Origin of the sequence: Pseudoxanthomonas sangjuensis (assembly GCF_010211755.1) — a bacterium.
In the GTDB taxonomy this organism is placed as follows: domain Bacteria; phylum Pseudomonadota; class Gammaproteobacteria; order Xanthomonadales; family Xanthomonadaceae; genus Pseudoxanthomonas_A; species Pseudoxanthomonas_A sangjuensis.
In genome coordinates, this window is the sequence record NZ_PDWR01000002.1 from 198,112 (window position 1) to 210,328 (window position 12,217).

The window sequence follows — 12,217 nt, forward strand, 5'->3', positions numbered from 1 at the left end:
CATGAGCGTCAAGATCCGCCTTACCCGTGGCGGCGCGAAGAAGCGCCCCTTCTACCACATCATCGTCACCGACTCGCGCAATGCGCGCGACGGCCGCAACATCGAGCGGCTGGGTTACTACAACCCGGTGGCCTCCGGCAACGACAAGCGCTTCGAGCTCGACGTCGCCCGCGTGCAGCACTGGGTCAGCCACGGTGCGCAGCTCAGCGACAAGGTCGCCAGCATCTACAAGGAAGCGGCCAAGTCCGCTGCCTGAGCGGCATGAGGACGGCGGCGAAAGCCGCCGTTTTCGTTTGTGCCCACGACTTCGCCCCCCATGAGCGATGAACGTCGAATCCTGCTGGGTCGGGTGGCCGGCGCCTTCGGCGTGCGCGGCCAGCTCAAGCTCGAGTCCTGGACCGAGCCGCGCGCGGCGATCTTCCGCTACCAGCCGTGGACGCTGCGCGACGCGGCCGGCCGCGAACGCGAACTCGCCGGCGCGCGCGGCAAGGAATCGGGCAAGAGCCTGATCGCGACCTTCCCCGGCGTCGAGGATCGCGATGCCGCCGAAGCCCTGCGCGGCACCGAGATCTTCGTGCCGCGCTCGGCGCTGCCGCCGCCGAAGCCCGGCGAGTATTACTGGGTCGACCTGGAAGGCCTGCGCGTGCGCAATCTCGAAGGGGCCGATTTCGGCACGGTCTCGCACCTGTTCTCGACCGGCGTCAACGACGTGATGGTGGTGAAGGGCGATCGCGAGCGGCTGGTGCCGTTCGTCGAGCCGGACTACGTGAAGTCGGTGGTTTTCGCCACCGGCACGATCACGGTCGATTGGGATGCCGACTTCTAGCAACGAGCAGGGGAGGAGCGGGGAACGGATGAACGGCCGCGTTTCCGCTTTTGCCCTAGGCTTCCACCCGTTCCCCACTTCCCCCGACCCGTTTCCTGCCTGATGCGCATCGACGTCCTCAGCCTGTTTCCCGAATTCGTCGCCCAGTGCGCCGGCTTCGGCGTGGTCGGGCGCGCGCAGGAGCGCGGGCTGCTGTCGCTGCACGGCTGGAACCCGCGCGATTACGCGGCGGGCAACTACCGCCGCGTCGACGACCGCCCGTTCGGCGGCGGTCCCGGCATGGTGATGATGATCGAGCCGCTGCAGGCCTGCCTCGACGCTGCGCGCCTGGCCGACGCGATGCCGGCGCCGGTGATCTACCTCAGCCCGCAGGGCAGGCCGCTGACCCAGGCGAAAGTGCGCGGACTGGCCGGGCTGCCGCGGCTGATCCTGCTGTGCGGCCGCTACGAGGGCGTCGACGAGCGTTTCGTCGAGGCCGAAATCGACGAGGAAATCTCGATCGGCGACTACGTGCTGTCCGGCGGCGAACTGCCGGCGGCGGTGCTGATCGACGCGGTCGTGCGGCTGCAGGAAGGCGTGCTGAACGATGCCGAGTCGGCGGCGCAGGACAGTTTCGAGGCCGGCCCCGACGGGCAGGCCCTGCTGGACTGCCCGCACTACACCCAGCCGGCCAGCCATGCCCTGGGCGAGGTGCCGGCGGTGCTGCGTTCCGGCGACCATGCCGCGATCGCCCGCTGGCGCCGCCAGCAGGCGCTGGGCCGGACCTGGCTGCGCCGGCCCGAGCTGCTGGACGAGGCGGCGCTGTCGAAGGCCGACCGCGCGCTGCTGGAGGCCTTCAAGGCCGAAAACCGGCAGGGCGGGTCCTGACCCGCCATCGGGCGCCCGGACACGGCGATGGCGGGCCAGGACCCGCCCTACGTAACCCTTTGCTTTTCCCGGATTTTCCGGGTTACAATACACGGCTTCGCGGGCCGGGTCCGGCCGCGCGGAACCCCATAACAAACGTGCGGCGCAATCCGGCGACCGCATCAGTCCGAGTTGTCGCCAGACACGCCCACGCACGCGAAGTGCCTCAACACACGGTGTCACCATGAGCAATCTCATCCAGCAGTTCGAAGCCGAGCAGATCAAGCGCCAGCTTCCGCAGTTCAGCCCCGGCGACACCGTCGTCGTCAACGTGAAGGTCAAGGAAGGCAATCGCGAGCGCGTGCAGGCCTACGAAGGCGTGGTCATCGCGAAGAAGAACGCCGGTCTGAACTCGGCCTTCACCGTGCGCAAGATCTCGCACGGCTACGGCGTCGAGCGCGTGTTCCAGACCCACAGCGCCGCGATCGATTCGGTCGAAGTGAAGCGCCGCGGCAAGGTTCGCGCCGGCAAGCTGTACTACCTGCGTGGCCTGGAAGGCAAGGCCGCCCGCATCAAGGAAGACCTGGGCGCCGTCGCCAAGGCCAAGGCCGAGAAGGCCGCTGCCGCCGAGTAATTCGGCGCAGCCATCGAAACGCCGGAACGGCCGCCTTCGGGCGGCCGTTCTGTTTCCGGCGACCGCTAGACCAGGTGGATCGCGATCAGCGGCGCCAGGTTGAACAGCAGGATGCCGATCTTGTACGCGGCCATCGCGGCGTAGTGGATCCGGTCGAATTCTTCCTGCGACAGCCGGAACCAGCGGCCGTGCAACCGGTACAGCCAGCCGCGGGCGAAGACGAAGATGCCGAACCAGACGAACAGCACGGCGTAGTTGACGACCGTGCACCAGATCAGGAAATGCAGCAGGAAATGACCGTGCATGGTTCCATCCGCCGGCATCGGGGCCGGACCAGCCGTTCCGCCGCATAATAGCCCCGTTCCCGCGGTTCAACGAAAGATGACCGAACTCGCTTCCATCCGCCTCGACATCTGGCTCTGGGCCGCGCGTTTCTTCAGGACCCGCGCGCTGGCCAGGCAGGCGGTCGAGACCGGCAAGGTCGAGGTCGGCGGGCAGCGCGCCAAACCGTCGCGGATGGTCAAGGCGGGCGATGCGATGAAGGTCGTGCGGACCGGCGAAACCTTCGAGATCGAAGTGCTCGCGGTCAGCGACACCCGCGGTCCGGCGCCGGTCGCGCAGGCGCTGTACCGCGAAAGCGGGGAGTCGAAGCTGCGGCGCGAGAACGAGCGCGCCCAGCGCCGCGCCGAAGCCAACGGCTATCGCGCGCCGGCGACCAAGCCCGACAAGCGCGCCCGCCGCCTGATCCAGGCGCTCGGCGACATCGATGCGTTGTAGGAGCGCGGGGACATGGACAGGGAATCGCCCGCGTGAGCCTGCCGACGCTGAAACCCGCGCGACTGCTGCCGCTGATCGTCGCCTGCGCGTTGTTCATCGAGAACATGGATTCGACCGTGATCTCGACCTCGCTGCCGGCGATGGCCATCGACCTCGGCACCGAACCGATCGCGCTCAAGCTCGCGCTGACCGCCTACCTGCTCGCGCTGGCGGTGTTCATCCCGGTCAGCGGCTGGATCGCCGACCGCTTCGGCTCGCGGACGACCTTCACGACGGCGATCGGCGTGTTCCTGCTCGGTTCGCTGGCCTGCGCCGCGAGCAACTCGCTCGGCATGCTGGTCGTGGCGCGTTTCCTGCAAGGGATGGGCGGGGCGATGATGGTGCCGGTCGGCCGGCTGGTGCTGCTGCGATCCATCCCGAAGAGCGAACTGGTGCTGGCGCTGAGCTGGCTGACCATCCCGGCGCTGGTCGGCCCGGTGGTCGGCCCGCCGCTGGGCGGTTTCATCACCACCTATTTCCATTGGCGCTGGATCTTCCTGGTCAACCTGCCGATCGGCCTGGCCGGCATCTTCCTGGCGAAGCGCTTCATTCCGCAGATCCGCGAAACCGTCGCGCCGCTGGACTGGCGCGGCTTCGCGCTCGCCGGCGGCGGGGTGGCCGTGGCGATGTTCGGTTTCTCCACGCTGGGCCGTCACCTGCTGCCGGCCTGGACGGCCGTGGCCGCGCTCGTCGCGGGTGTTGCCGCACTGGTCGGCTACGTCTGGCATGCGCGGCGCTGCCCACACCCGCTGCTCGACCTGGGGCTGTTCCGCCTGCCGACCTTCCGCGCCGGCGTGGCCGGCGGTTTCGTGTTCCGCATCGGCGTGGGCGCGATCCCGTTCCTGTTGCCGCTGATGCTGCAGCTGGGCTTCGGCCTGAGTCCGCTGCAGTCGGGCCTGCTGACCTTCATGTCCGCGGTCGGCGCGATGTTCATGAAGACCATCGCCGCGTTGATCCTCAGGCGCTTCGGCTTCCGCCGCGTGCTGGTCGTCAACGCGCTGGTCGCGTCGATGGGGCTGGCCACCTACGGATTGTTCCGCCCGGACACGCCGCACGCGGTGGTGATGGCCGTGCTGCTGTTCACCGGCTGCATGCGTTCGCTGCAGTTCACCAGCCTCAACGCGATCAGCTATGCCGACGTCGACAACCCGCGGATGGGCCAGGCCAGCAGCCTGGCCGGCATGATGCAGCAACTGTCGCTGAGCATGGGCGTGGCGATGGGCGGTTTCCTGCTGGAGGGCACGGGCGCGCTGCGCGGCGCGGCGGCGACCGACGCCGGCAATTTCTACTGGGCCTTCGCCGCGGTCGGCTTGGTCTCGGCGACGTCGGCATGGATCATGTGGAAATTGCCGCACGCCGCCGGCGCCGAACTCGCCGGCCGCGCGAAGGCGGGCAAGGAAGTGGCCGAGCCGAAGCCGGAGCAGTTGCCGCAGACCTGAGGCGGTGCGCGGAAACGAAAACGCCGGCTTGTGCCGGCGTTTTCGTCATCGCGGGCCGGTCGCCTACTTCAGGTCGAAGCGGTCCAGGTTCATCACCTTGGTCCACGCGGCGACGAAGTCCTTGACGAACTTCTCCTTCGCGTCGGCGCTGGCATAGACCTCGGCCAGCGCGCGCAGCTCCGAGTTCGAGCCGAACACCAGATCGACGCGGGTGCCGGTCCACTTCAGCGCGCCGCTCTTGCGGTCATAGCCTTCGTATACGTCGCCGGCAGGCTTCCATTCGGTGGACATGTCGAGCAGGTTGACGAAGAAGTCGTTGCCCAGCGTGCCCGGCCTGTCGGTGAACACGCCATGCCTGCTGCCGCCGGCGTTCGCGCCGAGCACGCGCAGGCCGCCGACCAGCACGGTCATTTCCGGCGCGGTGAGCGTGAGCAGTTGCGCCTTGTCGACCAGCAGGGCTTCGGCCGGGATGTCGTACTTGCCCTTCTGGTAGTTGCGGAAGCCGTCGGCGATCGGTTCCAGCACGGCGAAGGACTCGACGTCGGTCTGTTCCTGCAGCGCATCGGCGCGGCCCGGCGCGAACGGCACTTCGACGTCGAAGCCGGCCGCCTTCGCCGCCTGCTCGATGCCGACGCCGCCGGCCAGCACGATCACGTCGGCCAGCGAGGCCTTGCCGGAAGCCTTCTGGATTTCCTCCAGCTTCGCCAGCACCCTGGCCAGCTTGTCCGGTTCGTTGGCGGCCCAGTCCTTCTGCGGGGCGAGGCGGATGCGCGCGCCGTTGGCGCCGCCGCGCTTGTCGCTGCCGCGGAAGGTCGAGGCCGAGGCCCAGGCGGTGGAAACCAGTTCGGCGACCGACAGGCCGGACGCGGCGATCTTCGCCTTCAGCTCGGCGATGTCGGCGGCGGACGGGGCGTGCGTCGCCTTCGGCAGCGGGTCCTGCCAGATCAGGTCTTCCTTCGGCACTTCCGGACCCAGGTAGCGCGCCTTCGGACCCATGTCGCGATGGGTCAGCTTGAACCAGGCGCGGGCGAAGGCGTCGGCGAAAGCCTGCGGGTTGTCGAGGAACTTGCGCGAGATCTTCCCGAACTCGGGATCGAAGCGCAGGGTCAGGTCGGTGGTCAGCATCGTCGGCCTGCGCTTCTTCGACGGATCGTGCGGGTCCGGGACGATCTCGGGCGCATCCTTGGCGACCCACTGGATCGCGCCGGCCGGCGACTTCTCCTGCACCCATTCGTACTTGAACAGGTTCTCGAAGAAGTTGTTGCTCCACTGGGTCGGGGTCTGGCTCCACACCACCTCGAGGCCGCTGGTGATCGCGTCGCCGCCCTTGCCGGTGCCGTGGCTGCTTTTCCAGCCGAGGCCCTGCAGCTCGAGCGGGGCCGCTTCCGGCGCCGGCCCGACCGCGTCGGCAGGGCCGGCGCCGTGGGTCTTGCCCAGGGTATGGCCGCCGGCGATCAGGGCCACGGTTTCCTCGTCGTCCATCGCCATGCGGCCGAAGGTGTCGCGGATGTCCTGGGCGGCGGAAAGCGGGTCGCCGTTGCCGTCCGGGCCTTCCGGGTTCACGTAGATCAGGCCCATCTGCACCGCGGCCAGCGGGTTCTCCAGCTTGCGTTCGCCGGGCTTGCTGTCGGAATAGCGCGTGCCGGGCTTGTCGCTGGTGAGCAGCCACTGTTTTTCGCTGCCCCAGTACACGTCCTCGTCGGGTTCCCAGGCGTCCTCGCGGCCGGCGCCGAAACCGAAGGTGCGGAAGCCCGCCGATTCCAGCGCGACGTTGCCGGCCAGGATCATCAGGTCGCCCCAGGAGATCTTCTGCCCGTACTTCTGTTTGATCGGCCACAGCAGCCGGCGCGCCTTGTCGAGGCTGACGTTGTCCGGCCAGCTGTTGAGCGGGGCGAAGCGCTGCTGGCCGCGACCGCCGCCGCCGCGGCCGTCGCCGATGCGGTAGGTGCCGGCGCCGTGCCAGGCCATGCGGATCATCAGGCCGCCGTAGTGGCCCCAGTCGGCCGGCCACCAGTCCTGCGATTCGGTCATCAGCGCCAGCAGGTCCTTCTTCAGCGCGTAGTAGTCGAGCTTCTTGAATTCCTGGCGGTAGTCGAAGCCTTCGCCCAGCGGGTCGGACTTGTTCGAATGCTGGCGCAGCAGGCGCAGGTTCAACTGGTTGGGCCACCAGTGTTCGTTGGTGACGCCACCGCCGAGGGCGGCGTGGTTGAACGGGCATTTCGTATCGGGCGACATCTGCTCTCTCCCAGGAGTGGAAACCTCTCCAACCTTAGTCAGGGTCCGATGACAGGTGAAATCGAATGATTCGAATATTTCGATATGCGGCGGCTATGGGGTGAGTGTGCCGCGATCGGCGTAAACGGGAAGCGAAAAAACGAAGCGCCGTTGCCGGCGCTTCGTCGAATGCCGCGTCGCGGCGCCGTCAGCGACCGCCGCCGAGCAGGCCGCCGCCGATCTTCAGCAGGTCGCCGAGGCCCAGCTGGCCGTCGCCGTCCTGGTCGAGCACCGCGCCGAGCAGGCCGCCGCCGAGGCCGCCCTGCTGCCGGTGCACCTGCTGTTCCTGGCCGAGCACCTGGCCGAGCAGGCCGGCGGTCGCCGGGGAACCGTTTTGCTGGCCACCGAGGAAGCGCTGGGCGAGGAACGACATCACGATCGGCGCAAGGATCTGCAGCAACGCGCCGGCCTTGTCGCCGCCGAGGCCGGTGGCCTGGCCGAGGCTGGCCGCGGCGCGCGACTGGTTGCCACCGAAGATATGGCCGAGGATGCCGGCGCCGTTGGTCTGGCGCGACTGCGTACCGCCGAGGACGGCGCCGAGCACGCTGCCGACGTCGAGGCCGCCGGCGTGGTCGTTCTGCAGCGCGCCGAGCAGCGCTTCGGCACCGGAAGGTTGTGAGGCGTTCCTGCCGAGTGCGCCGAGCAGCAGCGGCAGGGCCGCGCCGACCGCGTTGGAAGTCTGCAACTGGCCCGTTCCGAGCTGGCGGGAAATCTGCTGCAGGGCGGGGCCCTGGATCTGCTGGAACAGGAGTTCGGCGAGGCTGTCGTTGCTCATGGCGCAATCCTTTGTAGTGAGGCCCGGCCGGACGGCCGGGCCGACGATACTAGCGCCGTCCATGGATGGATTCCGTTATCCATGCGGGATGGTGGGGCAGGGTGGGGCGTGCGGTGGAAGGCGGTCGGCCGTTATCCTGTGCAACCTTCCTTCCACCCAGTGCCACGGATGACGGTTCGCGCCGCCCGCTTGCTGCACCTGCTGGACGAGCTCCGCCGCCGCCGCAAACCGGTCCGCGGAGCGCAGTTGGCGGAGTCGCTGGGCGTGAGCCTGCGCACGCTGTACCGCGACATCGAAGCCTTGCGCGGGCAGGGCGCCGACATCGACGGCGATCCCGGTGTCGGTTACCGGCTCAACCCCGGCTTCCTGTTGCCGCCGATGATGTTTTCCGCCGAGGAACTGGAAGCGATGGTGCTGGGCGCGCGCTGGGTCGCCACGCACGCCGATCCGGCGCTGGCAGCCGCCGCGAACCAGGCGCTGGATCGCGTGGTCAGCGTGCTGCCGGAAACCATGCGCCTGCAGGTGGAAACCAACGGCCTGTTCGCGCCGCAGTGGCAGTCGCCGCAACCGGAACCGTGGCTGCCGGCGTTGCGCCGCGCCATCCGTGAAGGGAATGTCGTACGCATGGGCTATGCGGACGCCGGAGGGCGCGCGTCGGAGCGCACGGTCTGGCCGTTCGCAATGGCGTTCCTCGACGACATGCGCCTGCTTGCGGCGTGGTGCGAACTGCGCGGCGATTTCCGCCATTTCCGCGCCGACCGCGTGCAATGGCTGGAAGACACCGGCCAGCGCTATCCCGACCAGCGCCACCGGCTGTTGCGCCGCTGGCGCGAACATGAACTGCGCCACCGCGATGCCTGACTGCTGACACTCCATGGCAGCAGCCCGGGCGCAAACTGCCGTCTCCTTCCAGACGGCGGAGTTGCCATGACCGACAAGCTGACCTTCTACACCCACCCGATGTCGCGTGCGCGCATCGCGCGCTGGATGCTCGAGGAAACCGGGTTGCCCTACGACGAGGTCGTGCTCGACTACGGCACCACGATGAAGTCGCCCGAATACCTGGCGATCAATCCGATGGGCAAGGTGCCGGCGTTGCGCCACGGCGACGCGATCATCACCGAGAACGCGGCAGTCTGCGCGTACCTTGCGGAACTGGTGCCGGAGAAGGGCCTGGCGCCGCCGGTCGGTTCGCCCGGGCGTGGCGCCTACTACCGCTGGCTGTTCTTCCTCGCCGGTCCGGTGGAGTCGGTATTCACCGCCAAGCAGGCCGGCGCGTTTGCCGAGCCGACGAATGCCGGCTACGGCAGCGAGGCGGACGTGCTGCGTGTGCTGGAGGAGGCCGTGGCGGGGAAGGAATTCCTGGTTGGCGACCGCTTCACCGCCGCCGACCTGTACATGGCCGCGTTCCTCGGCTACTACATGTTCATCGGCATGCTGGAGAAGCGGCCGGCGTTCGTGGCCTATGCCAGCCAACACGCGCAGCGACCGGCTGCGATCGCGGCCAGGGCGCGCGACGACGCGCTGGTTCCCGCGCATCCGCACCCGGCGCAGTCGAATGCAAACACCAAGGGGAAACACTGACATGGGCAAGACCTACCACGGTAGCTGCCATTGTGGCGCGGTGCGCTACCGGGCCACGCTCGACCTGGCGGCCGGCACGGGCAAGTGCAATTGCACCTACTGCGGCAAGATCCGCAACTGGAGCGCGACGCCGAAGGATTTCGAACTGCTGCAGGGCGAGGAAGTGCTGGGCGACTACGCCAAGGACTGGGGCGAGGGCAACATCCACCACCGCTTCTGCAGCCGCTGCGGAGTCACCGTCTACGGCCACGGCCATATCCCCGAGGCCGGCGGCGCGTTCATCTCGGTGCAGGTCAACACCCTGGACGACGCCAGCATCGACGAACTGGTTTCCGGCCCGGTGCGTTACGCCGACGGACTGCACGACAACTGGATGAACCCACCGGCGGACATCCGCGCGCTGTAATCGCCTGCCGGGTTGGAGTCGCTGCCTACAGCAGCGATTTCAGCCGGTACAGCGCTTCGAGCGCCTGCTTCGGGGTCAGTTCGTCCGGATCCAGCGCGGCCAGCGCTTCCTGTGCCGCCGACGGCGCGGGCGCGAACAGGCCGAACTGCTGCGGGGCGTCGAGCGATTGCGGCGCCATTTCCGATGCATGCGTCTCGCGGCCGCGCTGTTCGAGTTCGGCAAGTCGCCGCCGTGCCTGTTGCAGCGTGGCCTTCGGCAGGCCGGCAAGGGCGGCGACCTGCAGGCCGAAGCTGCGGTCCGCCGCGCCTTCCTTCACCGCATGCATGAAGACCAGCGTGTCGCCGCCGCTTTTGTCGGTATGTTCGACCGCGTCCAGGTGCACGTTGGCGATGCCGGAGCCGGGTTCGGCGAGCGCGGTCAGTTCGAAGTAATGCGTGGCGAACAGCGTGTAGCAGCGGTTGCTCGCGGCGAGGTGGCGCGCGACCGCGTCGGCCAGCGCAAGGCCGTCGTAGGTCGAGGTGCCGCGGCCGATCTCGTCCATCAGCACCAGCGACTGCGGCGTGGCGTGGTGCAGGATGTAGCTGGTCTCGGCCATCTCGACCATGAAGGTCGATTGCCCGCGCGCCAGGTCGTCGCCGGCGCCGATGCGGGTCAGGATGCGGTCGATCGGGCCGATCACCGCCTGCGCCGCGGGCACGAAGCTGCCGATGTGCGCCAGCAGCACGATCAGCGCGTTCTGGCGCATGAAGGTGCTCTTGCCGCCCATGTTCGGGCCGGTGATGACCAGCATCCTGCGCGATTCGCCGAGGTGCAGGTCGTTCGGCTCGAACGGCTCGTCGCGCACCGCTTCGACTACCGGATGCCGGCCGCGCTCGATGCGCAGGCCGGGTTCGGCGGACAGTTCGGGCTGCGACCAGTCCAGTCCCTGCGCCCGTTCGGCGAAGGCGGCCAGCACGTCGAGCTCGCTCAGCGCGGCGGCGCAGCGCTTGAGCGATTCGAGTTCGCGGTTCAGCGAATCGAGCAGTTCCTCGTACAGCAGCTTCTCGCGCGACAGCGATCGTTCGCGCGCCGACAGCACCTTGTCCTCGAACGCCTTCAGTTCCTCGGTGATGTAACGCTCGGCGCCGGTCAGGGTCTGGCGGCGGGTGTAGTGCACCGGCGCCTTGTCGGCCTGGCCCTTGCTGATCTCGATGTAGTAGCCGTGCACGCGGTTGTAGCCGACCTTCAGCGTCGGGATGCCGCTGCTTTCGCGCTCGCGTTGTTCCAGGTCGACGAGGAACTGGTCGGCATGGGTCGACAGCCGGCGCAGCTCGTCCAGTTCGGCGTCGAAGCCTTCGGCGATCACGCCGCCGTCGGCAAGCTTCAGCGGCGGCTGCGGCGCGACCGCGCGGGCGAGCAGGGCGGCGACTTCGGCGTGTTCGCCGAGTTCGGCCGAAAGCGCGCGCAGCCGCGGCGAGTCGAGGCCGGCCAGCACCTCGCGGATCGCGGGCAGCAGCGCCAGGCCATCGCGCAGCGTCGACAGGTCGCGCGGCCGTGCCGAACGCAGCGCGACGCGGGTGAGGATGCGCTCGACGTCGCCAAGCGCGCGGAACTGCTCGCGCAACATGGTGTCGGCACCGCGGTCGATCAGCGTCGCCACGGCCTGGTGGCGCTCGCCGACGACGCGGCGGTCGCGCAGCGGGCGATGCAGCCAGCGCCGCAGCAGGCGCCCGCCCATCGGCGTGACCGTGGCGTCGAGCACGCCGAGCAGGGTGTTCTTCGTGTCGCCGTCGACGCGGGTGTCGAGTTCGAGGTGGCGGCGCGTGGCGGCGTTCATCGCGATCGCTTCGCCGGCCGATTCGACCGCGATCGAAGTCAGGTGCGGCAGCCGTTGCTTCTGCGTTTCTTCGACGTAGCCGAGCAAGGCGCCGGCGGCAGCGGTCGCCAGCGGCTTGTCGTCGATGCCGAAGGCGGAAAGATCGTGCAGCCCGAAGAACTGCAGCAACTGCCTGCGGCCACTGTCGGCGTCGAACAGCCACGGCGGGCGGCGGCGGATGCCGCTGCGCGCCTGCGCGCCGGCGTGCTGCAGGAACATCGGCCAGCCTTCCTCGTCGGGCAGCAGCAGTTCGGCCGGTTCCAGGCGCGCGAGTTCGGCCTCCAGCGCGTCGTCGCTTTCGACCTCGTTGACCAGGAAGCGGCCGCCGGCGAGATCCGCCCAGGCCAGGCCGTAGCCGTTCCGGCCGCGCGACAACGCCATCAGCAGGGTATCGCGGCGTTCGTTGAGCAGCGCCTCGTCGGTGACGGTGCCGGGGGTGACGATGCGCACGACCTTGCGTTCGACCAGGCCCTTGGCCTGCGCCGGGTCGCCGATCTGTTCGCAGATGGCCACCGATTCGCCCAGCGCCACCAGCCGCGCGAGATAGCCCTCGTAGGCGTGCACCGGCACGCCGGCCATCGGGATCGGCGCGCCGCCGGAACTGCCGCGCTGGGTCAGGGTGATGTCGAGCAGCCGCGCCGCCTTGCGCGCGTCGTCGTAGAACAGCTCGTAGAAGTCGCCCATCCGGAAGAACAGCAGCAGGTCCGGATACTCCGCCTTGGCGGCGAAGTACTGCTTCATCAGCGGGGTGTGTTCGGGGGG

At 68.7% G+C, this 12,217-nt stretch carries 13 protein-coding genes; 9 read left to right on the plus strand and 4 right to left on the minus strand.

Annotated elements, in window-relative coordinates; all coding sequences use genetic code 11:
* The first annotated feature begins 1 nt into the window (after position 1).
* The 4 genes from rpsP to rplS all read left to right on the plus strand — a co-directional run bounded on the left by rpsP (position 2) and on the right by rplS (position 2,306).
* Entirely contained in the window at positions 2-256 is a 255-nt protein-coding gene (rpsP, locus tag CSC71_RS01850) for a 30S ribosomal protein S16 (RefSeq protein ID WP_162372640.1), read from the plus strand.
* Positions 257-316: 60 nt separating this feature from the next.
* The gene (gene rimM / locus CSC71_RS01855) at positions 317-826 is read left to right on the plus strand and encodes a ribosome maturation factor RimM (RefSeq protein WP_162372641.1); all 510 of its coding nucleotides are present in this window, start codon (positions 317-319) and stop codon (positions 824-826) included.
* 102 nt (positions 827-928) lie between these two features.
* Entirely contained in the window at positions 929-1,693 is a 765-nt protein-coding gene (gene trmD, locus CSC71_RS01860; RefSeq protein ID WP_162372642.1) for a tRNA (guanosine(37)-N1)-methyltransferase TrmD, read from the plus strand.
* Between the two features lie 223 nt (positions 1,694-1,916).
* Complete coding sequence (rplS, locus tag CSC71_RS01865) at positions 1,917-2,306, plus strand: 50S ribosomal protein L19 (protein WP_162372643.1); 390 nt, start codon at positions 1,917-1,919, stop codon at positions 2,304-2,306.
* A gap of 65 nt (positions 2,307-2,371) precedes the next feature.
* On the opposite strand, the gene CSC71_RS01870 is transcribed toward rplS, so the two are convergent.
* Positions 2,372-2,611: a DUF6868 family protein gene (locus CSC71_RS01870; protein WP_162372644.1), complete on the minus strand. Its 240-nt coding sequence runs from the start codon at positions 2,609-2,611 to the stop codon at positions 2,372-2,374.
* Between the two features lie 76 nt (positions 2,612-2,687).
* Here CSC71_RS01870 and CSC71_RS01875 point away from each other — a divergent pair, with 76 nt between their 5' ends.
* The gene (locus tag CSC71_RS01875) at positions 2,688-3,083 is read left to right on the plus strand and encodes an RNA-binding S4 domain-containing protein (protein ID WP_162372645.1); all 396 of its coding nucleotides are present in this window, start codon (positions 2,688-2,690) and stop codon (positions 3,081-3,083) included.
* Positions 3,084-3,115: 32 nt separating this feature from the next.
* Positions 3,116-4,561: an MFS transporter gene (locus CSC71_RS01880; protein ID WP_246191921.1), complete on the plus strand. Its 1,446-nt coding sequence runs from the start codon at positions 3,116-3,118 to the stop codon at positions 4,559-4,561.
* Between the two features lie 63 nt (positions 4,562-4,624).
* On the opposite strand, the gene katG is transcribed toward CSC71_RS01880, so the two are convergent.
* Together katG and CSC71_RS01890 are read right to left on the minus strand one after the other, a co-directional pair.
* Positions 4,625-6,796 (minus strand): catalase/peroxidase HPI, encoded by a 2,172-nt coding sequence (katG, locus tag CSC71_RS01885; RefSeq protein ID WP_162372646.1) that lies wholly within the window; start codon positions 6,794-6,796, stop codon positions 4,625-4,627.
* Positions 6,797-6,983: 187 nt separating this feature from the next.
* Positions 6,984-7,610, minus strand: coding sequence for a DUF937 domain-containing protein (locus CSC71_RS01890; RefSeq protein WP_162372647.1), 627 nt, complete (start codon positions 7,608-7,610; stop codon positions 6,984-6,986).
* Between the two features lie 168 nt (positions 7,611-7,778).
* Between CSC71_RS01890 and CSC71_RS01895 the strand changes: the two genes are divergently transcribed.
* The 3 genes from CSC71_RS01895 (at position 7,779) to CSC71_RS01905 (ending at position 9,600) form a co-directional block, all read left to right on the plus strand.
* Positions 7,779-8,471 carry a helix-turn-helix transcriptional regulator gene (locus CSC71_RS01895; RefSeq protein ID WP_162372648.1) on the plus strand — a complete coding sequence of 231 codons (693 nt, stop codon included), beginning with the start codon at positions 7,779-7,781 and terminating at the stop codon, positions 8,469-8,471.
* Positions 8,472-8,537: 66 nt separating this feature from the next.
* The gene (locus CSC71_RS01900; RefSeq protein WP_162372649.1) at positions 8,538-9,194 is read left to right on the plus strand and encodes a glutathione S-transferase family protein; all 657 of its coding nucleotides are present in this window, start codon (positions 8,538-8,540) and stop codon (positions 9,192-9,194) included.
* A gap of 1 nt (position 9,195) precedes the next feature.
* Positions 9,196-9,600: a GFA family protein gene (locus CSC71_RS01905; RefSeq protein WP_162372650.1), complete on the plus strand. Its 405-nt coding sequence runs from the start codon at positions 9,196-9,198 to the stop codon at positions 9,598-9,600.
* A 25-nt stretch (positions 9,601-9,625) separates the two neighbouring features.
* On the opposite strand, the gene mutS is transcribed toward CSC71_RS01905, so the two are convergent.
* The coding region (gene mutS / locus CSC71_RS01910) for a DNA mismatch repair protein MutS (RefSeq protein ID WP_246191922.1) at positions 9,626-12,217 on the minus strand (2,592 nt) is incomplete at its 5' end.

What these genes read in the sequence shown, in the direction of transcription:
- rpsP (WP_162372640.1), top strand. Translation starts at nt 2, where the DNA reads ATGAGCGTCAAGATCCGCCTTACCCGTGGCGGCGCGAAGAAGCGCCCC.
- rimM (WP_162372641.1), top strand. Translation starts at nt 317, where the DNA reads ATGAGCGATGAACGTCGAATCCTGCTGGGTCGGGTGGCCGGCGCCTTC.
- trmD (WP_162372642.1), top strand. Translation starts at nt 929, where the DNA reads ATGCGCATCGACGTCCTCAGCCTGTTTCCCGAATTCGTCGCCCAGTGC.
- rplS (WP_162372643.1), top strand. Translation starts at nt 1,917, where the DNA reads ATGAGCAATCTCATCCAGCAGTTCGAAGCCGAGCAGATCAAGCGCCAG.
- CSC71_RS01870 (WP_162372644.1), bottom strand. Translation starts at nt 2,611, where the DNA reads ATGCACGGTCATTTCCTGCTGCATTTCCTGATCTGGTGCACGGTCGTC.
- CSC71_RS01875 (WP_162372645.1), top strand. Translation starts at nt 2,688, where the DNA reads ATGACCGAACTCGCTTCCATCCGCCTCGACATCTGGCTCTGGGCCGCG.
- katG (WP_162372646.1), bottom strand. Translation starts at nt 6,796, where the DNA reads ATGTCGCCCGATACGAAATGCCCGTTCAACCACGCCGCCCTCGGCGGT.
- CSC71_RS01890 (WP_162372647.1), bottom strand. Translation starts at nt 7,610, where the DNA reads ATGAGCAACGACAGCCTCGCCGAACTCCTGTTCCAGCAGATCCAGGGC.
- CSC71_RS01895 (WP_162372648.1), top strand. Translation starts at nt 7,779, where the DNA reads ATGACGGTTCGCGCCGCCCGCTTGCTGCACCTGCTGGACGAGCTCCGC.
- CSC71_RS01900 (WP_162372649.1), top strand. Translation starts at nt 8,538, where the DNA reads ATGACCGACAAGCTGACCTTCTACACCCACCCGATGTCGCGTGCGCGC.
- CSC71_RS01905 (WP_162372650.1), top strand. Translation starts at nt 9,196, where the DNA reads ATGGGCAAGACCTACCACGGTAGCTGCCATTGTGGCGCGGTGCGCTAC.